The organism is Rhodococcus sp. MSC1_016 (assembly GCF_023667485.2).
Taxonomy (GTDB): Bacteria; Actinomycetota; Actinomycetes; order Mycobacteriales; family Mycobacteriaceae; genus Rhodococcus_F; species Rhodococcus_F oxybenzonivorans.
On record NZ_JAMOZI020000001.1, the window covers coordinates 4,347,993 to 4,368,482 of the forward strand.

A 20,490-nucleotide genomic window follows, 5' to 3' on the forward strand; every position below is an offset into this window, starting at 1 on the left:
TCAGACTGACAGGACGGTGCAGGCGCTGATTCCGGGCGCACCGTAGACATGGGTGAATCCGATGCGCGGGCGTCCGGGGACCTGCCGGGCACCGGCCTCCCCGCGCAACTGCGTGACGATCTCGTGTATCTGCCGGAGGCCGGACGCGCCGATCGGTTCCCCGTTCGCGATGCAGCCACCGTCGGTGTTGACCGGGATCCGTCCGCCGATCTCCGTCTCGCCCGCGGTGATTAGCTTTTCCTGTTCGCCGTGCTCGCAGAACCCGCATTCGGCCATGTGCATGATCTCGGCGCCACTCTCCGTGTCCTGGAGTTGCGCCACATCCACGTCGGACGGGCCGAGGCCGGCCTGCTCGAATGCGGCGGTGGCGGTGGACGTGCTCACGCTGGGTGGAGTTCCCTCGCCCTGTATTGCCGGACCGAATACCTCGAAGGAGCCGAACCGGCGGGTGCCGGCCGCAATGCCCCGCAGTTGTACCGGCCTTCCGCCGAGGCGCCGGACGGCAGCCTCACTCGCCACCACCACGGCCGCCCCGCCTTCGCCGGGTGAGCAGAACATGTACCGCGTCAGGGGGTCGTTGACCATGTCGGCGGCGGCGATCGCCTCGGCGGAAAGGGCTTCACGCCGCCAGGCATTCGGGTTCAGCGAGCCGTTGCGATATGCCTTCTCCGCCACGGCGGCCAGAGTGGGTGCGCTGATCCCGTGCTCGCGCATGTACCGCGCGATCTTGATGCCGAAGAACTGGGTGGTGACCATGAGACCTGCCTCGCCGTAGCCGGCGGGCAGGCCCCAGTCTTCCGGCGCCGGGTCGAAGGCGCCGCGCGGGTGTTTGTCGAAGCCGACCGCAAGTGCGATGTCGGCGGCGCCCGCGCGGATCGCGTTGACCGCCGACACCAGGGCGCTACCACCGGTCGCGCATCCGTTCTTCACGTTGGTGAAGGGGATTCCGGTGAGCCCCAGCTCGGCCACCAGGGTGTCGGCGAGCCCGGAACCATCGCTGCCACCGAATGCCACCTGAATATCGGTCCACGCGATACCGGCGTCGGACAAGGCGGACGCGATCGCGTCCAGGGCAAGGCCGCGCCCGGTCTTGTCCGGCTGACGCCCGAATTTCGAGAGTCCGGCCCCGATGATCGACACAGTGGACATCAGCGGGTCTCCTTCAGATAGGCGTCGGTGGCGAACCGGGGCGCCGGCACCGACGCGACCAAGGTCACCGGTGCCCCGTCGTCCAACTCGTTGAAGTCGTGGCAGTCGAGCACGGCTTCAATCCTGATTCCGTCGGGGAGTTCGACGTATCCGACCGCGTACGGCGAGAACCCTTCCGGCGGCGGGACATACGGCGGAGATTTCGGGGCGAAACGCTGAACCGTGTACGCCCAGACCGTTCCGCGTGCACTCACGGTGAATGGTGACATTGCCGTCCCGGCGCATCTCGAGCACACACCGGTGACCGGGAACGCGACAGTCGAGCAGTGGGAGCAGCGGCTTGCTTCGAGCGCCGGTGCGGTGTGTGTCTCGCCCATCCTCATCCTCTCCCTCGGAATTCGCTGTCGGGCTCGATCAGCGACCGACCCACTTCGGCTCACGCTTTTCGAGGAAAGCGTTCACGCCTTCCCGTGCGTCCTCCGACTGCAGCGCGTTGCCGACGGCGAGGTGCTCCATCACCATGAGCGACTGGATGTCCGCGTCGAGACCGCGGTCGATGCACATCTTGGTGAGCTTCATCATGAACGGGCTCTTGTCGACGATCGGGGCGATGAACTCGGCGAGAAGCTTGTCCAGATCCTCGGCCGGCGCCGAGGCGTTGATCAGGTCGAAGTCCTCGGCCTCCTTACCGGTGAGGAGCTTGCCGGTGAGCATGAGCTCCTTCGTCTTGCGAACGCCGATCATCCGCGGCAGCCGGTAGATCGGGCCCGCCCCACCGAACAGCGCACGGCGGATGTGGAAGTCGCCGATTCGGGCGTCCTCGGCGGCGATCGCGAAGTCACAGGAGATCATCAGCTCGAAACCGCCTGCGGTGACGAAGCCTTCGAGGACCGCGACGGACGGGGTGTTCATCGAGTACAGGCGGTCGCACACCCGGGCCGACAGCACCGCGACGTCCATCGCGGTGGTGGAGCCGACGTACTTCTCGCGCAGCTCGTCGAGGTCGAATCCCGAGCAGAAGGTGCCGTCACGTCCACGCAGGACCAGCACCTTGAGGTCGGGGTCGTTGTCTACCTCCACGATGATCTCGTCGAGGCGATGCAGCAGCTCGACGGTGACCGCGTTCTTCTTGTGCGGGCGGTTGAGCCACACGCGGGCGACGTCGCCGTCCTTCTCGAGCACGATGTGGTCGGTGTCCACCATGTCGGTGTCCTTTCGAAGAATGAAACTGAACTGGATTCACTTCAGTTGTACTGGGTAGGAGTTGGTCCGTCAATAGGGGCGGAGCAAGTGGTTTCTTCTCGGCCGGTCCGGGTGGGTCGAGTCAGACCCCGACGAGATCGGCGATACGACTGCGGTGGGCCCGCGCATCACCGAGAAGCGGTTCGTCTCCGAGCGCGCGGCGAACGTAGGAATGCGCCGCATGTTCCCAGGTGAAGCCCACTCCCCCATGCAATTGCACGGCCTCGAGAGCAGTGGCAATCACGGCCTCGGTGCAGACCGCACCGGCGACAGCGGCCGGAAGCGGTGCGGCGCCGGGGTCTTCCGCGAACACCGCCGCTGCATACCGTGCCGCCGATCGGGCCTTCTCGAGCTCGACCAAAATGTTCGCGAGTCGATGCTTGACGGCCTGGAACGATCCGATCGCTCGTCCGAATTGACGGCGCTGCATGGTGTATTCCCTTGTAGTGTCGAGTAATCGGTCGATCATTCCCACATGTTCACAGGCCAGCCCGATCACCCCGAGACTCCGCAATTCTTCGACCTTGCGCCGTGCGTCGCCGGGTCCGACGAGACGTACCGCGTCCGCCGCATCGAACAGCAGATTGGCTTGCCGCCGGCTGGGGTCGATCACCGGAAGTTCCATTCGTCGCACCGACGTGGTCCGCAGATCGACGGCGTAGAGGCCAGGTCCGTCTTCGCCATGCCCGAGCAGGACCACGATATCGGCCGCACCGCCCTGCACAACATTCGTTGCACGGCCCGACACCGACCACCGGTCGTCGACTCGCGCGACATCGGCGAAATCGGTGTGCTCACCCAGCGCCGTCACGGTTGCGACGAGTTCGCCTTGCATGACCCTGCCCAGCAGTTCGTCGACCTGCGGACACCCGTCGGCAGTGAGCAGTGCACGCACTCCCAGTGTCGCGGATGGAAGGACAGGTTCGCAGACCAGCGCGCGCCCACATTCCTCGAGGACGATCCCGAGTTCGACGACGCTATAACCCAAACCGCCGCAATGCTCCGGCACCGCCAGGGCCGCGACGCTCATCTCCTTGACGAGGAGAGACCACAACTCGGGAGAATATCCGGCGTCGGACTCAGCGGCGAGACGGCTGTTTTCGAGCGTCGAATGCCGGTCCAGCAGTTGTCGAACTACGGCCCGGATGTCGTCGTGCTCGGCGACGGGCGTCATCGCCGGGGGTTCAGCCTCGGGCCATGGATGGAAGTGGTGGGTCGGCATGAAAGTCTCCTCAGATTGACGTGAGTTCAGTTTAGTTTGGCCGAGGTGTCGCGACAAGGATGCTCGACAAACCGCCGATGCCTGAACTAAGTTCATTTCATGACCGATGCACTCGTGATCGAGCAGTATTATGCGACCCTCGACAGCGGCCGAATCGACGACGCGGTGGCGCTGCTCGACCCATCGATCGAGTTCGCCATAGTCCTGCCCGGTACCGTCCGCCGCGGCTACAGCCGGGCCGACATGCTCGACTACCTGCGGGGACGCCCTCCGGTCGATCGACAGCATGTGCTGCTCCGCACGAGCAACGCCGGAGACGTCCAATTCGCTTACGGTTCCGTCGTCGAGAACGGTGTGAAGACAACCGGCTACTTCCTGGCAGCGATGCACCTCGACAGCGACGGCGCCATCGATGCGTACGAGGTGTCGTTCGATACGGAGTTCAGCCTTCTCGCAAAGGAGTTGACCCATGAGAAACACGACTGACCTGAACGAGACGACTTCGCCGACTCCCGTGCTCGCCGCGTGGTTCGCAATCATGGATTCGGACGATCCCGACCGCGTCCTGGACATGATCACCCCCGATTTCCGGATGTCGGTTCAGTTCTCCACTGGGGGCGGCAATGCCGCCGAGTTCGTCGGTGATCGCGCCGGCCTGGTCGGGTATCTGCAACAACGCGAGAAGAGCGTGCTGGTGCACGAGATCCTCGCCGGTGCTCGTGTGGGAGAACTCGAGCTGGCTCTGGGACGAACCACCCGGAACGGTGATTTCGAGGCCTCGTTCAACACGTCGGCACAACTCGACGATTCGGGCCTCGTGCGGAGATTGCTCATCTGCCGGACGCCGGAGATCATGTTCCCCCTGTGAGTACTTCTTAACCGGGGATGGTTAATAAGTACTCACGGGTGGCGAAGCCGCATAATGGCGGCCATGGGATCTGTATTCAGCGCCATCATCAACGGAGATCTACCCGGAAGGTTCGTGTGGGAGGACGAGGATGTCGTCGCGTTCCTCACCATCGCACCCATCACGCAGGGCCACACCCTCATCGTGCCCCGGAAAGAGGTGGACCACTGGCAGGAGGTCGACGGGGAGCTGTGGACCAAGGTGATGGATGTGGCCCGCATCGTCGGGCAGGCCGTGCGCCCGGCGTTCGACGCCCCCCGCGCCGGCCTGTTGATCGCCGGACTCGAGGTCCCGCACCTGCATGTGCACGTCTTCCCGGCGTACGACCTCGGTGATTTCAACATCAGCAATGCAAACCCGGATCCGTCTCAGGAGTCGCAGGACGACGCTATGACGAAGCTCCGCGGCGCCCTCCGCGATCTCGGATACGCGAACAACGTTCCCGACTGAGACATGTGATCTAGAGCGCCCGGGGCAGTTCCACCCGGAAGGTGGCGCCCTCGCCCGGCCGGCTGTCGACCGTCACGGTGCCCTGGTGCGCGGCCACGAGTGCCGCCACGATCGACAGGCCGAGTCCGCTTCCCCCACTCTCTCGGGTGCGGGACGCGTCGGCTCGGTAGAACCGTTCGAATACCCGCGCAGCATCCTCTTCGCTGAGACCCGGGCCGGTGTCGGCTACCTCCAGCACGACCCGGTTCTCAGTGGTCTCCAGTCGAACCGTCACGTCCGCGGTCGCGGGAGTGTGCGTGGCGGCGTTGGAAAGGAGGTTGCCGAGTACCTGCCGCAGCCGCGCCTCGTCACCGAGGATTTCAGGGGTTCCCGGTCCGGAACCCACTTCGAGGGCGAAGGAGCGTTCGGGCGCCACCGCGCGGGCAGCGTGCACGGCGTCCGACACCACGGACAGAAGGTCGACCGGCCGATTCTCGAGGGGCCGATGGGAGTCGAGCCGAGCGAGCATGAGCAGGTCCTCAACGAGTAGACCCATCCGGGAGGCCTCTCCCTCGATACGGCTCATCAACGTCTCGGTGTCGGTCATCGCGCCCTGCCGATACAGTTCGGCAAAACCGCGAATCGTGGTCAGCGGGGTACGCAATTCGTGGCTGGCGTCGGCGACGAATTGCCGCATCTTCTCCTCGGAGCGGCGTGCCGACTCCTCGGACGCCTCGGTTGCGGCGAAGGCATGCTGAATCTGGGCGAGCATCCCATTCAGGGCAACCGACAACCGTCCGATCTCGGTGCGGTCGTCGCGCTCGGGGACACGCCGATGGAGGTCGCCGGCGGCGATCGCGGCGGCGGTCTCCTCGACTTCGCCGAGCGGACGCAGACTGCGGCGGACGACGAAGTAGGCGACGACGCCCAACGCGAGAAGCACCACCGCGCCGATGCCGAGTTGCAGGACCACCAATTGGTTCACCGTGTCGTCGTTCTCGGTGAGGGTCACCGCCACCGTCGTCTGGGTGCCGCTCGCCGTGGTGGTGGTGAGCACACGCCAGCGGACATCGGATCCGTCGGTGGAGCCGACCGTCATGGGACCCGAAGGGGGATCGGCGGGAATTGCGGGCGCGCTGGCCTCGTCGTTGATCTGGAAGAGCACCGTTCCGTCGGGGGACGCGGTGCGCACATAGAACGGGCTGGGTGGTCGTCCCGGGTTCGGCTCGTCCGGGGGCGGGAGGGGGCGTGATTCCCGCGGCTTGGCCCACCCTTGCGCTGCCTCGCGGAGTTGGTGATCGATCCGGCTCGTCAAGGAATTTTCGAGCGCCGACGTCACCGCGACTCCTGACGCCAGCAGACCGAGTGCCGCGAGCAGCAGCACCGCACCCACCAAGGTGACCCGCAACGGCATCGCCCGCACCCACCGCCGACCCGCGTGACCGGCCGGCGCGACAGAATTCTCTAGTGCGGGTGGGGCGGTCATCGCCGCGGTTCGCGCATCACCTACCCGACGCCCCGAAGGGTGTGGATCAGCGGCGTCTCCCCGGTGTCCACCTTGCGACGCAGGTAGGAGACGTACGACTCCACCACCCGGACCTCACCGCCGAAGTCGTAATTCCACACGTGGTCGAGGATGCGCGGCTTGCTGAGAACCGTGCCGGCGTTCACCATGAAGTACCGCAGCAGGGTGAACTCGGTGGGCGACAGCGATACCAGCTCGCCCGCTTTCCATACCTCACGGGTGTCGTCGTCGAGTTCGATGTCGGCGAACGTGATGCGCGCCGATTGCTCCTCGACCGACACCTTGCCGGATCGACGGCATATTACCCGCAGCCGTGTCACCACTTCTTCGAGACTGAACGGCTTGGTGACGTAGTCGTCGGCGCCGAGTGTGAGGCCGCTGATCTTGTCTTCGAGCGCGTCCTTCGCCGTGAGGAAGAGAACCGGCGCGTGCACACCATCGGCGCGTAGCCGCTGGAGCATCCCGAACCCGTCCATCCCCGGCATCATGACGTCGAGGATTACGGCGTCGGGCCGGAAGGTGCGCGCCGTATCGAGACCCGCCGTTCCGCTCGACGCGGTCGCCACCTCGAAACCCTGAAAGCGCAGGCTGACCGACAGCAGTTCGAGGATGTTCGGTTCGTCGTCGACGACGACGAGAACTCGGGCTTCGACGGGTTTCGCATTCACGGAACCCATCATCACGCGGAACGCTGGATCATCGCTGTCGGTTCCCTGGGAAGTTCCTGTGAGCGTCCCAGGGAACCGAGCGGGCGGGTGGTGCGGCCCCGTCGTCAGCAGACGACGAAGCCCTTGGTCAGTTGACGACGATGTTGAGGTTGAGGACTACGCCACCGAACGTCAGAATCGTGTTGGCCAGACCGAGCGTGACACCGCTGTTGAGTGCGCCGAGTAATCCGAGCATCATGTTCTCCATCATCTCCCCCTGTGCCAGGGCGGACTTCCGTGTCGAGCCGATTACGCGCGTTGCTTGCACGTTGTCGAGAACAATAGGTGAACCGTCGCAAATCTGTGGCAACACTCGCATTGGATTTTTCCAAAATTTCTCACCGAGACTTTTTCGGCGAAAAGAGCCGAGATTCGAGAGCAATGAGCAAGGATGGGAAAGTTGTGTCTCCCGCGGGCTGGGGCGCCCCGGGTACACGACGGCCCCGCCGCAGGAGACGCGGCGGGGCCGTCGATCGCAGATGGGGGTGAAAGTAGGTGTCCTGCTGTCGGTCCGACAGCAGTCGACGTCGACCGGTTTCTCAGCCGACCACGTTCAGGTTGAGAACCACTCCCCCGAACGTCCCGATAGTGTTGGCAATCCCGAGTGTGAACGCGCTGTTGATTGCGGCAAGCAGTCCGAGCATCATGATATGCCTCGTCATCGTCGGTGGAGTGCGCACGGAATTCACGCATTGTGCTCGACAATAAACAAGCAGGCCGCGATCCGCTGAGTTATTCGGCGCATTCGACGGCGTGACCCCGAACCGATAACAATGCGTTTCCCCGCCGTGTCACAAAAAGGAATCTCCGCCAAGACGAGGGAGACTTATCCGGCGTTTCCCTGCACGCGCCGACCACTGCGTTCAGACCACGGCATGAGCTTTCGGTACCGTGAAGGTCGTCGATACGACACCCGGACGAGCGCACCGTACCCGGCCAGCGACAAGACGGTGCTCGGGAGAGTTGTCATGGCGTGGATCGTGCTGGTGCTGTCGGGCGTGCTGGAGGCCGTCTGGGCCACCGCCCTCGGTCGGTCCGAGGGGTTCAGCAAAATCAGTCCCAGTGTCGTATTCGTCATTGCACTGGTCCTCAGCATGGCGGGACTGGCCTTCGCGATGCGTACTCTGCCGACCGGGACGGCATACGCAGTCTGGGTGGGAATCGGCGCTTCCCTTACCGTCGGCTTCGCGATGGTGACCGGCGCCGAAAACACATCGCTCGTCAAGATTCTGCTGGTCGCTGCCATCGTGGCGTGCGTCGTGGGACTCAAAGTCCTGCACTGAGCGCCCGAGCCGCGAAATGCTTGTGTGTCGCGAGTTACAGTAACCGTATGAACGTGGTCTCGTTGCTGGCCCTCCCGGTGCGCGCCGGACTTGCGGCGGCCGATGTCGGACTCGGAATCGCCGAAGCCACCTTGGCAACGGTGCGCACAGCGGTAGCAGGCACCGGAGTGGTCACCGGCATGGGCGCTTCCGGCAGCCCTCTGCAGATGATCAGTCAGCTGTCCTCACTGGCGGCGAACGACAGGCCACTCGGTCAAGCACTCCAGCCCGGAGGACCCCTCGATCGACTGCTTGCTCCGGGCGGCCCGGTCGACCGGCTGACCTCCGAAGGCGGCACCCTCGAACGACTCCTCGAACCCGGCGGACCGCTCGACCGAGTGCTCGCGAAAGACGGCCCACTCGACCGCGTTCTCGCCGAAGACGGCACGCTCGAGCGTCTACTCGCCAAGGATGGACTGCTCGACCGTCTCACCGCCGAGCAAGGCCCCCTCGAACGACTCACAGCCGCCGACGGCGCCGTCGAGCGACTCACCGCACAGGGCGGCATCGTGGACCGCGCGCTGGCCGAGAACGGGATCCTCGACACGCTGCTGTCCGAGGGTGGCGCCTTCGAACGGCTGATCGCCGAGGGCGGACCGCTCGACCAGATCGTCGCACTCTCGGAGACCTTGACCGCACTGGCGCCGAATCTCGAGCGGATGAGCGCGAGCATCGATCTGCTGCAGGACACGGTCGCGGTTTTGAGCGCAGCCGTCGGCCCCCTGGGGGAACTCGCCGGTCGCCTTCCAGGACGCTGGCTCAAGGGCAAGGGCGATCGACCGGGCATCGATTACACGCTGGGTCCTGCCTGACGCGTTCGCAAAAACATCTCGCCCTGCCATCCGACAGGTAACTGACGGCGGGGCTGCTCTTGCGCGTCGAACGTCAACGCCCGCAGTCGCCGGAGCCTCAACGCGCCACACCTCCTTCCGGATTCGTTGCATCAACCCTCTTGCGCGAACGGTATTCAGCGTTACTATCTAGCGGTAGTCATTAACACTGAGTAGTCGGAAGGAGGGTCCGATGGGCAAGCAGATGACCGAGATGCTCAAGGGCACGCTCGAGGGCATCGTCCTGGCGATCCTGGCCGCGCGGCCGGCGTACGGCTACGAGATCACCGCGCGACTTCGCGAGCAGGGTTTCTCCGAGATCGCCGAGGGCACCATCTACGCCCTGCTGGTCAGGATCGAGCAGCGAGGTCTCGTCGACGTGGAGAAGGTCCCGTCCGAGAAGGGTCCGCCGCGCAAGGTGTACTCGCTCAACCCACATGGTGGCGGGTACCTCCAAGAATTCTGGAAGACGTGGACCTTCCTCGCAGAGCGGATCGACCAGCTCCACCAGCACATCGAACACCCACGAAGCGAAGGAGAGTAATCATGGCCGCACGATGGATCGAGCACATCACGGGTTCGTTCGAGGACAAGAAGCGCTGGCGCCGGTACAAGGCCCGCAAGGAACAGCTCCCCACGAGCTACCGAACCGGGATCGACGGGATCGAACGCTACTTCATGTACGCCGGATCGATCGTCAAGGGCGATGTGCTCATGCAGATGCTCGAGGACCTCGCCGACCTGATCGAGCGCGCCGCCGCCGACGGCACCCCGATCCGCGACATCGTCGGGGACGACCCAGTCGAGTTCGCAGACACTTTCATCCAGAACTACTCGGACGGCCAATGGATCAACAAGGAGCGCAAGCGTTTGACGGACGCCCTCGACAAGGCCGCCGACGAGGGCGTGAACGCACCGGAAACGGAGAACCGGCCATGACCACCGATCAGGCGCTCGAACCCGCGATCCGGGTGCGGGGCATCGTGAAGTCGTTCAAGGATTTGCAGGTGCTGCGGGGAGTCGACTTCGATGTGACGGCGGGGAGCATCTTCGCGCTGCTCGGCTCGAACGGTGCAGGCAAGACCACGCTGGTGCGAATCCTGTCAACGCTGTTGAAGGCCGACGCGGGCACCGCCACGATCCACGGCTTCGACGTCGCGGCGAAACCGGGCGACGTACGCGAGTCGATCAGCCTCACCGGCCAATTCGCCGCGATCGATGAAGTGCTCACCGGCCGGGAGAACCTCGTGCTGGTCGCCAAGCTGCGCCACCTGAAGAATCCGGGTGCGATAGCCGACGACATGCTCGCCCGCTTCTCGCTCACCGAAGCGGGGAACCGCAAGGCGACGACGTACTCGGGTGGCATGCGACGCCGGCTCGACATCGCAATGAGCCTGATCGGGAACCCGCCGATCATCTTCCTCGACGAACCCACCACCGGGCTGGACCCGCAGGCCCGGATCGAGGTGTGGCAGACGGTCAAGGAACTCGCCAGGACCGGCACGACCGTGCTGCTGACCACCCAGCTCCTCGACGAGGCCGAGCAGCTCGCCGACCGCATCGCAATTCTGCACCAGGGCATCATCATTCAGAACGGCACCCTCACCGAGCTCGAGCAGCTCCTTCCGCCCGCCGAGGTCGAGTACATCGAGAAGCAGCCCTCCCTCGAGGACGTCTTCCTCGCCCTCGTCGGTGACACCACCGTCCCGGCAGGAAAGGAAGCCCGATGACCACCCATGTCCTCGGCGACACCGGCGTCCTCACCGGCCGCTCGCTGCAGCACATCCTCCGCAGCCCCGACACGATCGTCACTACCGCGGTCACCCCGATCGCGCTGATGCTGCTGTTCACCTACGTATTCGGCGGCGCGATCAACACCGGATCCGACCAGTCGTACGGCACCTACATGCTCCCCGGCATCTTGCTCATCACGATCGCGTCCGGCGTCGCGTACACCGCGTACCGGCTGTTCCTCGACATGCAGGGCGGCATATTCGAGCGCTTTCAATCCATGCCGATCGCGCGCTCGAGTGTGCTGTGGGCGCATGTGCTCACGTCCTTGGCCGCGAACCTGGTCTCGGTCACGATCGTCACCGGCGTCGCGCTGATCATGGGTTTCCGCACCGGAGCATCCGTGGCTGCCTGGCTCGCGGTCGCGGGCATCCTGGTCCTGTTCACCCTCGCATTGACCTGGATCGCCGTGATTGCCGGGCTGTCGGCGAAGACGATCGACGGCGCCAGCGCGTTCAGCTACCCGCTGATCTTCCTGCCGTTCATCAGTTCGGCGTTCGTGCCTACCGACTCGATGCCCGGACCGGTCGCATGGTTCGCCGAGAACCAGCCCGTGACTTACGTCGTGAACACCATCCGAGCCCTGTTCGCCCAGCAACCCGTCGGCACTGACATCTGGATCGCTCTCGGGTGGCTGGTCGGCATCCTCGTTGTCGCCTACGCCTTCGCGACAGCCATCTACCGGCGCAAGATCAGCTGAGCACGAGGTCTTCCACGGAAGACCCGCGCCCGTTCCCCAATCGAGGGAACCGGCCGATACGGCGTCGCCGGCGGCTCTGGTAAGTATTTCGCATGACCCGAACCATCGTTGCGCTGCTGATCCCTGCCGTCCTGTTCCTGGGAGCGTGCAGTTCCGAATCGACCGACACCGACACCGAGGTGAGCGCAACCACCGAAGCGGCGGAGGCGGCGGCCGCCGACCTTCCCGCAGTCGCCGACCTGTGCGCCGGCCTGCTCCAGTACGCGAACAGCGCCGAAGCCCGAGCGCAGCAGAGCGGCGAACCGTTCGACCGCACGAAGGCCCTGAGCGACCTCTTCGACCAGTCGGCCCTCACCCCGGAATGGAAAGACGCCCCGCAAGAACGTAAGGATCAGATGGTCAAGGCCTACGACGCTGCCAAAACCGGCACCTGCTGACCTCACCGACAATTCCGCCGGCCCCCTGTGGGGACCGGCGGAATTCTTCTGAGAATCGTCAGCGAATGCCGGCGACTTCCTGCGCGATGGACGCGAGATGGGTTTGGGCGGCGGAGACGATGCCGTGCCGATTCTTGTGCGCTTCCTCGTAGGCGACGACCGTGCGCACATCGGCGGGATCGGTGAGTTCCCTGATCTCAGCGACGGCCTGCGACACGTTCAGGTCGTCGTAGTCGTCGATCGGAAGCTCACCCGGATCCACGACACCACCCGCGGCGCGAGCCGAATGGATGGCGTCGGCGACACCGCTTGCGCCTTCCCGGCGGGTCACACTCTCCGCAGTTTCGAGGGCGGCATCACGCGAGGCGGACAACGTCTTGACTGCGACATCGCCGGCGTGAGCGCCGCGGCTGAGCAACGCACTGAGCAGGGGCGGTGTGGTGCGGGCCGTGTCCAATGCTCGATCGATTCCGCGCGCCGACCAGGTGACCGGGACGTTGAGCAGCCGAATCGTGCTTCCGGCAGCGGCCTGGAACGGCGTGCGCCGCAGCGCTGCCGGGCCGCCGAGCGCATCCTCGGCCAGAACGGTCGAAAGCCAGTCCACGGTTGCGGAATGCGCTGTGATCAGTCGGTCCGCGAGACCGACGACTGCCGGCTCCTTCGCGACGGTGGCGAGCGCCTTGATGTAACGCGCACGGTCGAGGAGTTGATGTTCGAGGGCCAGGTCGCCCAGGAGTGCCTCGTCGAACGGCTGCGCCTGCTCGGCCATCGCCTTGAGCACAGCAGCCAGCCGACCGAGGAAGGGCCCGATAACCTCGGGCACACCGCCGAGGTCGCGGATTGCCCGTTCGATGGCCTCGGCGCGCTGACGTCCGTTTGCGGCGTTCTCCGTGAGTTCGCGGCGAACAGCCTCGGTGCGCGCCTGGGCGATGCGGGTCTCTGCTACCTGGATTTCGGTGTTGGTGAGGTCGAGAACGGCACGCAACTGAGTGATCAGCGTTGCGGTGGTGGTGCTGGTCATATATTTCTCCTTCGATAGCTGATGTGGCGGACGAATATCGGTCAGATCACGCTCGAGATGAGAAATGCGGCCAGAATCACTCCAATCAGTACAGAGGTGGCAGTAGCGGCGGCAAGTACCACCGAACCGGTCACAGTCGCCGCGGGTACGGCTGCAATGAGGCCTGCGGTCAACGCGGTTCCCACCGAGAAGCGCCGGTCGGGCGTTCCGTGGGCAGTCTTTGCGTGCCGGGGAGTATGAGGGCGGAAAACGTCATGTGCGGCGAGAGTCATGGTTCAGGTCCCGTCTTGCGTCGAGTCTGGGCCAGAGGTCTTCGGGCTGACACACCGGAACTGGCGTTTCCGGTGCGACGCCGGCCGCGGCCTTCTACACGGCCAGCGTGTCGCTGTTTCACCGCCGACGCAATGTTGCTCAGTAACTTATCTGATCCGGCGGATATAGATTTTATCGTATCGGTTAACGACAGAAGTTCAACCCCGCGACGCAAACTCAGCGCGACATCCGGCTGGAGTCGACTCCGAAAACACTGAATGACCAGGCAGAATAGACAACCCCACGCATCTCAGCATTCGAGATGTTTTTGTGATCTGCAGTGTCACGCATAACGAAAAAGCCGCTGGACGCTCGAAAAAACGCGCCCGCAGAACCGTCCAGTGACGATTACTGGTTGTCGGTTCGATCGATCGCGTACCGCCGTTTCAGGCGGTTGCCTCTTCACGTTCGACCTTCAGGCGGTCGCCTCCATGTTCAGCCGAGTGCAGACGACCCAGAAGTTCAGCGTTCTCCGCTTCAAGGTCGAGAATCCGCTGTATGCCCGGCAGGTTGATGCCGGCTTCGATAAGTTCGGCGATGCGTCCGAGGCGAACCAGATCTTCCTCGCTGTAACGACGGGTTCCGCCGCTGGTCCGCGCGGGCGTCAGCAATCCGCGCCGTTCGTACAGCCGCAGTGTTTGCGGCCCGATTCCGGTCAACTCCGATGTGACCGCTATTCCATACACCCCGCGACGCGACCGGGGCATGACATCCAACACCACAAGTGGCTCCCTTCTTCTCAAGGAACCCCACGATGTTAACAGATGAATGAAATGAATCTGCGACCGCGAGCATAGATTTTTGCTCGCTTGCGCGTTGCCACCCGTCAGTCGTCCGCCAAAGTAGGTGAGCAGACTGCCGAGATCGGCGAGTGGATCGCCCAGGGTGCATCAACGTCGACCACGCCATCGCAGGCGGTGACCGGCTGGTCGGATACAAACTCGGCAATATCGCGAAGGTCATGCAGGAAGCCTTCGGCCTCGGCCAGCCCGACTATCCTGCTCGTCGCCGCGCTGATGATCCTCGGACCGGAACGGCTTCCCGGGGCCATCGGGTGGGTATTGAGGTCGCTGCGGCAGGTCCGTGACTACGCCACCGGAGCCAGCACACAACTCGAGGACGCGCTGGGACCAGCATTCGAGGACTTACGTAAGGCGCTCGCCGATCTCCAGCAGTGGGGGGCATGACCCCGAAGACCGTGATCACCACGCACCTACTCGACGGCGACGACTCCATTTTCAACACAAACCACGGCCCTTCCTGTCCGGAACCACACCGGCGCACACGAACCAGCCGCACAGCGACGCCTCGGCGGACGAACACCCCCGACAGCCAACGACACCACATAGGGTTCAACCGACCCTGCCCTACTTAATGATTGACCGGACTGTGCCGCCAACGAATCACACCGTGCGGATGCCCAACCTACCGCGCTGCACACCTTCAGCTAAGCATCAGCTTCGGGCGAAGTGGGCGATATCCACAGTGAATGCGTCGAGCATTTCCGGGGTCAGGGTCGGACGCATCGCACCGATCACCCCCAGATAGTCCTGCGTACCGGCGTGACAACGTTCCCCGGTATCGATACTGCACTCGAACGTCGTCTGCGCGACCATCCGTGCCGCATGCGCCACATCCGCGGGAGTAAAGCCCGCCGACGCGGCCACCCACGCCGGAACATTCACCTCCTCCCCCACCAGATACCGCTCCCACAACGCATGCCGGGCCTGCTCATCCGGTGCCCCGATAGACAACACGTAATCGAACCGCCCGTGCCGCAAGAATGCGTCATCAAGGTCACGCACCGAGTTCGTCGCGCACACCAGAAGCCGCCCCGTCCGCTCCCGGAAACCGACAATCGACTTCAACAACTCGTTCACCACTCCCACCGAATCCGACTCCGGCCGGCGCCGGGCCGCCACCTCCTCCACCTCGTCGATGAAGACGACCACATGATCGAGTTCGGCCATCGACCCGAACATCTCCCCGATCCCCGCAGCCAAACCGCGCCCATTCGAGGCCAATCGCGACGGAAACAGCTCGACGAACGGCCACCCCAACCGGCTCGCGATCGCCCGCGCAAACGTGGTCTTCCCCGTCCCCGGCGGCCCGAACAGCACCACCGCCCGCGGCGGCACCACCCCGTGCTCGGCGGCGAGCACCGACCGCGACAACGGCAGCACGATCCGCCGCTCGATCAACGTCTCCTCCTTGCTCATCCCGGCCACCTGCCGCCACAACCCCGCAGGTGGGACCGCCCCACCGAGCCGCGCCAGCACCCCCGCCGTCCGCGGGGACACCGTTCCCACCTTCTCGTAATAGGTGATGCCCGCCCGCGCAGTGAACCCGGAATTGGTCAAGGCGCCCGCACCGGTCTCCCGTCCGGGAGCAGAGCACTCACCCGCCGCACCCCCTTCGCCAGCAACCGGGGCTCGAGTTCGGCGATCAGTGCGCTCCCCAACCCCAGTCCCCGCCATTCCGGATCCAGGGAGATCCGGAGAATCCAGGCACGATCCTCATCCACCCGGCTCACCGCGGCACCGATCACCCGATCACCGGCCACCGCCACCGGATGCCGCCCCAGCAGACCGGTCACCATGTCCGACATCGCGACACCGGACGCTGCGGGGTCGACGGAGAGGTCGCATCCAGCTGCACAACCGATTCCAGATCCTCACGCACGAAATCGCGAATAGCCCAACCATCCATCGACGGCCTCCCGACACTCGTCAGCCAGCGCGCGTCCTCGCCACGACCTCGCCACACCGAGAATTCGGTTCGCGCTGGTCAACGAGCATAAACCCCAAAGCCGCAGCGGTCACCACCCAGCACCGCCACAACACTGAAGCCCGGTCGATCTGCCAGGCCCCGATCGCCGAACCTGCTCTCCTCCCGCCGTCGTCGATGAGCGATCCCAGCGCATCTCGATGGACGAGACAGATGCAACTTCGGCTGCACCGACGGGCCAGGTGATTGACGCATTCGTCGTCCCGGCGTTCGAGCACCACCACCGCGGACGCAGTGGTCGGGACACCGCCTCGCTGGCCGCGTGCAGACTGACTTACCGCGAGCTCGCGACCAACCTTGCCAGGGTGCATACCGGCCTTCTACCCGCGCTGACCTCCACGTAAATTTCTCGGGTCTGCAGGACCGTCATCCGTCTGAATTGCCGGTTCGCCGGTGAGGGTACGAGTTGGCCAGCTCGCGCATCTCATCCTGGGCACAGTTCGATTCGGCGATCACCTGCCACAAACGCTCTGTGAATCGGCGCTTTGTCATGCCGAAGTGCACCAGGATTTCCTCCTCCGTAGCACCCCCGTACGGCGCCCACATCTTTGCGAACTCTATGAGGTGCTCCGCCTCGGTATCGGGATGGCCGCGTGTGCGGTTGGCTTCGATCCAAGCCGCGCGGCGCCTCTGGCGCCACAAGCGATACTGGCCAGAGTTCATGAGGTTAATAATCCGATCCGGACTGAGGAGGCCCCTCGCATCAGCGAGGGAAAGGCTTGGCGCCCAACGACAATGAATTTCCATGGTGCCGCGGCAAGCGGTGCGAGTGTGGTGCGCTACCCCGTCGGACGGTCTCGACCCTGGTCAGCCAGGGCTGCCTCTCCCGCGTCGGAGGGTAGGCCTTCCCACCAAAAACTGGCGCCAACCGATTATGCGCGACGGTCGGTTGGGTTGCCCCACAACACCTGTAGGTCCATGACACCTGTTGCGTGTCGTGCGGCGATGTAGCCGAAGGTCATCGCCGGGCCGATGTTGATGCCGCCCGCGGGGTAGTGACCGCCCATGACGCTCGCCTGGTCCGAGCCCACAGCATACAGGCCGGCTATCGGTGTGTCGGATTCGTCGAGCACACGCGCGGAAGCGTCGGTGACAACACCGGCAAAGGTACCGAAGCTCCCCGGCACGACCTTGACAGCATAAAACGGACCTTTCTCCAATGGTGCGAGTGAGGGATTCGGGAACGGGTTGTCCGGATCCCCGGAGCCACGGTTGAACATCGTATCGCCGCGGTGGAATTCGGGGTCCTGTCCGCGTCGGGCATTATCGTTGAACAGTGCGACCGTGGACTGGAGTTGGTCGGGGTCGATCCCGCATTGCTGAGCCAACTCGGTGAGAGTGCGCCCCTTCTTCAGATAACCCGAGCGCAGGTAGGGCCAGATCGGGATGGGGCGCGGCTTCGACATACCCAACGGATACAGACGCTGAAAGCGGTGATCGCAAACCAGCCAGGAGCACACTTCCTGCCCGTCGGGAACGGCGTCGACCATCGCGGTGGTGTAATCGTGATATCCGTCGGCCTCGTTGACGAACCGCTTACCCGACGCCAATACCCCTATTACCCCGGGCTTTCCGCGGTCGAGGATGTGCGGGAACACCCCAGTTTCGCCGTTACGGTACGGCACCAGCGACACCGGACAGTAGGCGACCGGCGAGGCCAGGGTGGTGTCGAGTCGGCCACCGGCAGATTCGGCGAGCGCAATCCCGTCGCCGGTGGTGGTGTCGGGGACCAGGGTCCAGTGTTCACGCCCGGTCGGGGTGCGCGGGAAGTACTTTTTGCGCATGTCGATGTTGCTCGGGAAACCTCCTGTCGCGAGGATCACGCCCCGGGCGGCGTGGACGGTAACGACGCCGTCGGGGCAGTCGAGTTGCGCCCCGGTCACCGCCCCGGAGTCGTCGGTGATCAGCGTGCGCGCCGACGACGAAACGCGGATGTCGACGCCGAGTTCGTCGGCCGAGGCCAGGAGCCGGCCGATCAGGGCGGTGCCGTTGACCAGTTGCATGCCCTTGCGTGCGGTGGCCAGGTCGATGATGTGCCGGGTGACGCGGCGGGCCGCGTGCGCGAAGGCCTTCGGGGAGCGGGTGGCGTGCAGAAACGCCTGGAGGTCGGGCCCGGCCATGATTCCCATGCCGAGGAACGAGGTCTCGTAGAGCTGCCAGCGCAGCTTCGCCCGGACGGGGGCGGGAATCTGGTAGGCGTCGATCGGCCGGGGTGCCACCGATCGATGTCCGGTTCCGGCGCCGGGGGTGCCGCCGTGAATATCGGCGATGGTGGTGCCGGGTACGAACTGCAGCCTGGTCTTGTCGTGGAAGAACCCGACCATGCGCGGCGCTTGCGCCAGGAACGCATCGACCTTGGCGGCGTCGAAGTTCGTACCGAGCCGGTGCTGCAGGTAGGTGCGCGGCAACTCGACGTCCTCGTCGATGCCGTCGGCGCGCGCGAGGGGGTTGCGCGGGGCCCACATCCATCCGCCCGACCAGGCGGTGGCACCGCCGCAGACGTCCGCTTTCTCCGCGACGATGACTTTCGCGCCGTGGTAGGCGGCGGTGACCGCTGCAGCGAGGCCACCGGCTCCGGCACCGATGACGAGCAGATCGCACGAGAGGGTGTCGGTCATCGCCGGCCCTGCCCGGTCCACTTGTACGACCACAATCCAGCCGCGAGTGCCATGAGGGACGCGGCGGTAAGCAAGATGGCTACTGGAGTCCAGTCTCCGCTGTCGCCGAGTAGTGCGGTGGCGGTCAGGGGCACGAAGCCACCCACGGCTCCGGCGACGGCGTAGCCGAAGCCTGCCCCGCTGTAGCGGATGCGGGCGTCGAACATGTCGGTGAACCAGGTTTGCTGCACCGACGCGGAGATGTTGTGCCCGAGGTTGATCAGGATGAAGAACCCGACGATCATCATCGGCATCGATCCGCTTTCGAGGGCGGAGAAGAACGGGATCCCGGCCGCGGCCGCGCACAGCGGGCCGACGACGTAGAACCAGCGGGCACCGAACCGGTCTGCGAGTAGTCCCCACAGCGAGGTGGTCGGTACGGCGAGGACGAGTGCGACCATCGACGCGGTCAGCACGCTACTCGGCGGAGTGTCGGTGTAGTTCTTGACGTAGACCAGGGAGAACGTGAAGCCGATGTAGAAGGTGCTCTGGTCGACCAGGCGCATCCCAATGATTGCGAGGATCTGCTTAGGGCTGGTCCTCAGGGCCTCGAGCAGCGGTGCGGTCTGCTTCTTCTTCGTCTCTTCGAGTTCGGCGAACACCTTCGATTCGGGAACGCCGCTGCGGATCCAGAGCCCGACGAGGGCGAAAAGGATGCTGACCAGGAACGGCAGACGCCACCCCCATGTATCGAACTGCTCCTCGTTGGTCATGTTGGCGACGATCGAGAACGCCAGGGTGCCCAGAAGCAGGCCGAGGAACGATCCGATCTGCACCCCGCTGGCGAGGAAGTTCCGCCTGTTTGTCGGCGCGTTCTCCACGGCCATCAGGGCAGCTCCACCCCATTCGCCGCCCACGGCGATGCCTTGCACCGCGCGCAGGCTCACCAGCAGGATCGGGGCCGCGATGCCGATGGCGGCGTAGCTGGGCAGCAGACCGATGGCGGTACTGGCCAGGCCCATGATCAAGATGGTGATCACCAGCATCTTCCGGCGGCCGACCCGGTCACCGAAGTGCCCGAAAATCGCTCCGCCGATCGGGCGGAAGACGAAACCGACCGCGAACGAGCCCAGCGAGGCGAGAACACCAACGGTCGGATCCTCGGAGGGGAAGAACATCGGCCCGAACACCAGGGCGGCGGCCGTCCCATACAGGAAGAAGTCGTACCAGTCGACGATCGCGCCGACCGTGCTGGCCATCGCTGCCCGTCGCGAGCCGGTCGGCGGCGATACGGGGGCCTCGCCATCGACCGGACTGGTGCGGCTGGTGGCCGAACAAGGTTCCGAGGCTGGAACATTCGAAACAGTCATGGGTGGGGTTCCTTCTTGGAAGTGAAGTGCGAGCCGAAGGCAGGTTGCGACTGAGGGGGCACAGTGCTTGAATGACTACGTAGTAAATTTGTGATTCACAGCATAAGTAGGGCGCAGCTGTCCGTCAACTCCCCTTCGAAAG

General features: G+C 64.7%; 25 protein-coding genes, 2 pseudogenes and 1 riboswitch. Of the genes and pseudogenes, 12 read left to right on the top strand and 15 right to left on the bottom strand.

Annotation, left to right across the window (positions count from 1 at the left end):
- The 4 genes from L1080_RS20145 to L1080_RS20160 all read right to left on the bottom strand — a co-directional run bounded on the left by L1080_RS20145 (position 1) and on the right by L1080_RS20160 (position 3,613).
- On the bottom strand, positions 1-1,149 hold the full coding sequence (locus tag L1080_RS20145) for a thiolase family protein (RefSeq protein ID WP_250770817.1): 1,149 nt from the start codon (positions 1,147-1,149) through the stop codon (positions 1-3).
- Positions 1,149-1,526: a Zn-ribbon domain-containing OB-fold protein gene (locus L1080_RS20150; RefSeq protein ID WP_250770820.1), complete on the bottom strand. Its 378-nt coding sequence runs from the start codon at positions 1,524-1,526 to the stop codon at positions 1,149-1,151. Before L1080_RS20150 ends, L1080_RS20145 begins: the two co-directional genes overlap by 1 nt.
- Before the next feature lie 37 nt (positions 1,527-1,563).
- Positions 1,564-2,352 (bottom strand): enoyl-CoA hydratase/isomerase family protein, encoded by a 789-nt coding sequence (locus tag L1080_RS20155; RefSeq protein ID WP_159919531.1) that lies wholly within the window; start codon positions 2,350-2,352, stop codon positions 1,564-1,566.
- A 121-nt stretch (positions 2,353-2,473) separates the two neighbouring features.
- A complete protein-coding gene (locus L1080_RS20160) occupies positions 2,474-3,613 on the bottom strand; it encodes an acyl-CoA dehydrogenase family protein (RefSeq protein WP_250770823.1) in 1,140 nt (379 codons plus the stop codon).
- Between the two features lie 99 nt (positions 3,614-3,712).
- Here L1080_RS20160 and L1080_RS20165 point away from each other — a divergent pair, with 99 nt between their 5' ends.
- The 3 genes from L1080_RS20165 to L1080_RS20175 all read left to right on the top strand — a co-directional run bounded on the left by L1080_RS20165 (position 3,713) and on the right by L1080_RS20175 (position 4,970).
- Entirely contained in the window at positions 3,713-4,099 is a 387-nt protein-coding gene (locus tag L1080_RS20165) for a hypothetical protein (RefSeq protein ID WP_159919527.1), read from the top strand.
- A complete protein-coding gene (locus tag L1080_RS20170) occupies positions 4,083-4,481 on the top strand; it encodes a hypothetical protein (RefSeq protein ID WP_250770826.1) in 399 nt (132 codons plus the stop codon). Before L1080_RS20165 ends, L1080_RS20170 begins: the two co-directional genes overlap by 17 nt.
- 63 nt (positions 4,482-4,544) lie before the next feature.
- A complete protein-coding gene (locus tag L1080_RS20175; protein WP_159919523.1) occupies positions 4,545-4,970 on the top strand; it encodes an HIT family protein in 426 nt (141 codons plus the stop codon).
- Between the two features lie 10 nt (positions 4,971-4,980).
- Here L1080_RS20175 and L1080_RS20180 read toward each other — a convergent pair whose 3' ends face one another.
- The 4 genes from L1080_RS20180 to L1080_RS20195 all read right to left on the bottom strand — a co-directional run bounded on the left by L1080_RS20180 (position 4,981) and on the right by L1080_RS20195 (position 7,843).
- Positions 4,981-6,363: a sensor histidine kinase gene (locus tag L1080_RS20180; RefSeq protein ID WP_250770829.1), complete on the bottom strand. Its 1,383-nt coding sequence runs from the start codon at positions 6,361-6,363 to the stop codon at positions 4,981-4,983.
- Between the two features lie 92 nt (positions 6,364-6,455).
- A complete protein-coding gene (locus L1080_RS20185; protein ID WP_250771119.1) occupies positions 6,456-7,151 on the bottom strand; it encodes a response regulator transcription factor in 696 nt (231 codons plus the stop codon).
- Positions 7,152-7,269: 118 nt separating this feature from the next.
- On the bottom strand, positions 7,270-7,449 hold the full coding sequence (locus L1080_RS20190; RefSeq protein WP_159919517.1) for a hypothetical protein: 180 nt from the start codon (positions 7,447-7,449) through the stop codon (positions 7,270-7,272).
- Between the two features lie 271 nt (positions 7,450-7,720).
- Complete coding sequence (locus L1080_RS20195; protein WP_268962540.1) at positions 7,721-7,843, bottom strand: hypothetical protein; 123 nt, start codon at positions 7,841-7,843, stop codon at positions 7,721-7,723.
- Positions 7,844-8,073: 230 nt separating this feature from the next.
- Positions 8,074-8,138: riboswitch (guanidine-III (ykkC-III) riboswitch) on the top strand.
- Positions 8,139-8,149: 11 nt separating this feature from the next.
- On the opposite strand from L1080_RS20195, the gene L1080_RS20200 reads away from it, so the two are divergent.
- From L1080_RS20200 to L1080_RS20230, 7 genes are all read left to right on the top strand, one after another.
- Positions 8,150-8,464, top strand: coding sequence for a DMT family transporter (locus L1080_RS20200; protein WP_159926901.1), 315 nt, complete (start codon positions 8,150-8,152; stop codon positions 8,462-8,464).
- A gap of 47 nt (positions 8,465-8,511) precedes the next feature.
- On the top strand, positions 8,512-9,315 hold the full coding sequence (locus tag L1080_RS20205) for an ABC transporter (RefSeq protein WP_109327111.1): 804 nt from the start codon (positions 8,512-8,514) through the stop codon (positions 9,313-9,315).
- 211 nt (positions 9,316-9,526) lie between these two features.
- On the top strand, positions 9,527-9,877 hold the full coding sequence (locus L1080_RS20210) for a PadR family transcriptional regulator (protein ID WP_109327107.1): 351 nt from the start codon (positions 9,527-9,529) through the stop codon (positions 9,875-9,877).
- 2 nt (positions 9,878-9,879) lie between these two features.
- A complete protein-coding gene (locus L1080_RS20215; RefSeq protein WP_159919515.1) occupies positions 9,880-10,272 on the top strand; it encodes a DUF1048 domain-containing protein in 393 nt (130 codons plus the stop codon).
- Positions 10,269-11,063, top strand: a complete 795-nt coding sequence (locus L1080_RS20220) for an ABC transporter ATP-binding protein (RefSeq protein WP_250770832.1) — start codon at positions 10,269-10,271, stop codon at positions 11,061-11,063. Before L1080_RS20215 ends, L1080_RS20220 begins: the two co-directional genes overlap by 4 nt.
- Entirely contained in the window at positions 11,060-11,824 is a 765-nt protein-coding gene (locus L1080_RS20225) for an ABC transporter permease (RefSeq protein ID WP_250770834.1), read from the top strand. The genes L1080_RS20220 and L1080_RS20225 overlap by 4 nt, the downstream gene beginning before the upstream one ends.
- Before the next feature lie 92 nt (positions 11,825-11,916).
- Entirely contained in the window at positions 11,917-12,261 is a 345-nt protein-coding gene (locus L1080_RS20230) for a hypothetical protein (protein WP_159919509.1), read from the top strand.
- Between the two features lie 58 nt (positions 12,262-12,319).
- On the opposite strand, the gene L1080_RS20235 is transcribed toward L1080_RS20230, so the two are convergent.
- From L1080_RS20235 to L1080_RS20245, 3 genes are all read right to left on the bottom strand, one after another.
- Complete coding sequence (locus tag L1080_RS20235; RefSeq protein ID WP_159919507.1) at positions 12,320-13,282, bottom strand: ferritin-like domain-containing protein; 963 nt, start codon at positions 13,280-13,282, stop codon at positions 12,320-12,322.
- 41 nt (positions 13,283-13,323) lie between these two features.
- Complete coding sequence (locus tag L1080_RS20240) at positions 13,324-13,554, bottom strand: hypothetical protein (RefSeq protein WP_250770836.1); 231 nt, start codon at positions 13,552-13,554, stop codon at positions 13,324-13,326.
- A gap of 426 nt (positions 13,555-13,980) precedes the next feature.
- A complete protein-coding gene (locus tag L1080_RS20245; RefSeq protein ID WP_109334879.1) occupies positions 13,981-14,301 on the bottom strand; it encodes a MerR family transcriptional regulator in 321 nt (106 codons plus the stop codon).
- Between the two features lie 309 nt (positions 14,302-14,610).
- Between L1080_RS20245 and L1080_RS20250 the strand changes: the two are divergent.
- Positions 14,611-14,969, top strand: a pseudogene (locus L1080_RS20250) (Sec-independent protein translocase family protein).
- A gap of 79 nt (positions 14,970-15,048) precedes the next feature.
- On the opposite strand, the pseudogene L1080_RS20255 reads toward L1080_RS20250, so the two are convergent.
- A pseudogene (locus L1080_RS20255) lies at positions 15,049-16,303 on the bottom strand (ATP-binding protein).
- 218 nt (positions 16,304-16,521) lie between these two features.
- Between L1080_RS20255 and L1080_RS20260 the strand changes: the two are divergent.
- Positions 16,522-16,725 carry a hypothetical protein gene (locus L1080_RS20260; protein WP_250770840.1) on the top strand — a complete coding sequence of 68 codons (204 nt, stop codon included), beginning with the start codon at positions 16,522-16,524 and terminating at the stop codon, positions 16,723-16,725.
- A gap of 22 nt (positions 16,726-16,747) precedes the next feature.
- Here the strand turns inward: L1080_RS20260 and L1080_RS20265 are convergent, their stop codons facing one another.
- The 3 genes from L1080_RS20265 to L1080_RS20275 all read right to left on the bottom strand — a co-directional run bounded on the left by L1080_RS20265 (position 16,748) and on the right by L1080_RS20275 (position 20,348).
- On the bottom strand, positions 16,748-17,044 hold the full coding sequence (locus L1080_RS20265; RefSeq protein WP_250770842.1) for a hypothetical protein: 297 nt from the start codon (positions 17,042-17,044) through the stop codon (positions 16,748-16,750).
- Between the two features lie 209 nt (positions 17,045-17,253).
- A complete protein-coding gene (locus L1080_RS20270; RefSeq protein ID WP_159919503.1) occupies positions 17,254-18,999 on the bottom strand; it encodes an FAD-dependent oxidoreductase in 1,746 nt (581 codons plus the stop codon).
- Positions 18,996-20,348: an MFS transporter gene (locus tag L1080_RS20275; RefSeq protein WP_250770844.1), complete on the bottom strand. Its 1,353-nt coding sequence runs from the start codon at positions 20,346-20,348 to the stop codon at positions 18,996-18,998. Before L1080_RS20275 ends, L1080_RS20270 begins: the two co-directional genes overlap by 4 nt.
- Positions 20,349-20,490: the final 142 nt, after the last annotated feature.

Coding starts and splice junctions, on each gene's coding strand:
- L1080_RS20230 (WP_159919509.1), top strand. CDS start 11,917: ATGACCCGAACCATCGTTGCGCTGCTGATCCCTGCCGTCCTGTTCCTG.
- L1080_RS20180 (WP_250770829.1), bottom strand. CDS start 6,363: ATGCCGTTGCGGGTCACCTTGGTGGGTGCGGTGCTGCTGCTCGCGGCA.
- L1080_RS20145 (WP_250770817.1), bottom strand. CDS start 1,149: ATGTCCACTGTGTCGATCATCGGGGCCGGACTCTCGAAATTCGGGCGT.
- L1080_RS20155 (WP_159919531.1), bottom strand. CDS start 2,352: ATGGTGGACACCGACCACATCGTGCTCGAGAAGGACGGCGACGTCGCC.
- L1080_RS20245 (WP_109334879.1), bottom strand. CDS start 14,301: ATGCCCCGGTCGCGTCGCGGGGTGTATGGAATAGCGGTCACATCGGAG.
- L1080_RS20200 (WP_159926901.1), top strand. CDS start 8,150: ATGGCGTGGATCGTGCTGGTGCTGTCGGGCGTGCTGGAGGCCGTCTGG.
- L1080_RS20165 (WP_159919527.1), top strand. CDS start 3,713: ATGACCGATGCACTCGTGATCGAGCAGTATTATGCGACCCTCGACAGC.
- L1080_RS20175 (WP_159919523.1), top strand. CDS start 4,545: ATGGGATCTGTATTCAGCGCCATCATCAACGGAGATCTACCCGGAAGG.
- L1080_RS20235 (WP_159919507.1), bottom strand. CDS start 13,282: ATGACCAGCACCACCACCGCAACGCTGATCACTCAGTTGCGTGCCGTT.
- L1080_RS20265 (WP_250770842.1), bottom strand. CDS start 17,044: ATGAACTCTGGCCAGTATCGCTTGTGGCGCCAGAGGCGCCGCGCGGCT.
- L1080_RS20185 (WP_250771119.1), bottom strand. CDS start 7,151: ATGGGTTCCGTGAATGCGAAACCCGTCGAAGCCCGAGTTCTCGTCGTC.
- L1080_RS20210 (WP_109327107.1), top strand. CDS start 9,527: ATGGGCAAGCAGATGACCGAGATGCTCAAGGGCACGCTCGAGGGCATC.
- L1080_RS20275 (WP_250770844.1), bottom strand. CDS start 20,348: ATGACTGTTTCGAATGTTCCAGCCTCGGAACCTTGTTCGGCCACCAGC.
- L1080_RS20205 (WP_109327111.1), top strand. CDS start 8,512: ATGAACGTGGTCTCGTTGCTGGCCCTCCCGGTGCGCGCCGGACTTGCG.
- L1080_RS20260 (WP_250770840.1), top strand. CDS start 16,522: ATGGACGAGACAGATGCAACTTCGGCTGCACCGACGGGCCAGGTGATT.
- L1080_RS20160 (WP_250770823.1), bottom strand. CDS start 3,613: ATGCCGACCCACCACTTCCATCCATGGCCCGAGGCTGAACCCCCGGCG.
- L1080_RS20150 (WP_250770820.1), bottom strand. CDS start 1,526: ATGGGCGAGACACACACCGCACCGGCGCTCGAAGCAAGCCGCTGCTCC.
- L1080_RS20215 (WP_159919515.1), top strand. CDS start 9,880: ATGGCCGCACGATGGATCGAGCACATCACGGGTTCGTTCGAGGACAAG.
- L1080_RS20170 (WP_250770826.1), top strand. CDS start 4,083: ATGAGAAACACGACTGACCTGAACGAGACGACTTCGCCGACTCCCGTG.
- L1080_RS20220 (WP_250770832.1), top strand. CDS start 10,269: ATGACCACCGATCAGGCGCTCGAACCCGCGATCCGGGTGCGGGGCATC.
- L1080_RS20270 (WP_159919503.1), bottom strand. CDS start 18,999: ATGACCGACACCCTCTCGTGCGATCTGCTCGTCATCGGTGCCGGAGCC.
- L1080_RS20225 (WP_250770834.1), top strand. CDS start 11,060: ATGACCACCCATGTCCTCGGCGACACCGGCGTCCTCACCGGCCGCTCG.
- L1080_RS20240 (WP_250770836.1), bottom strand. CDS start 13,554: ATGACTCTCGCCGCACATGACGTTTTCCGCCCTCATACTCCCCGGCAC.
- L1080_RS20195 (WP_268962540.1), bottom strand. CDS start 7,843: ATGACGAGGCATATCATGATGCTCGGACTGCTTGCCGCAATCAACAGC.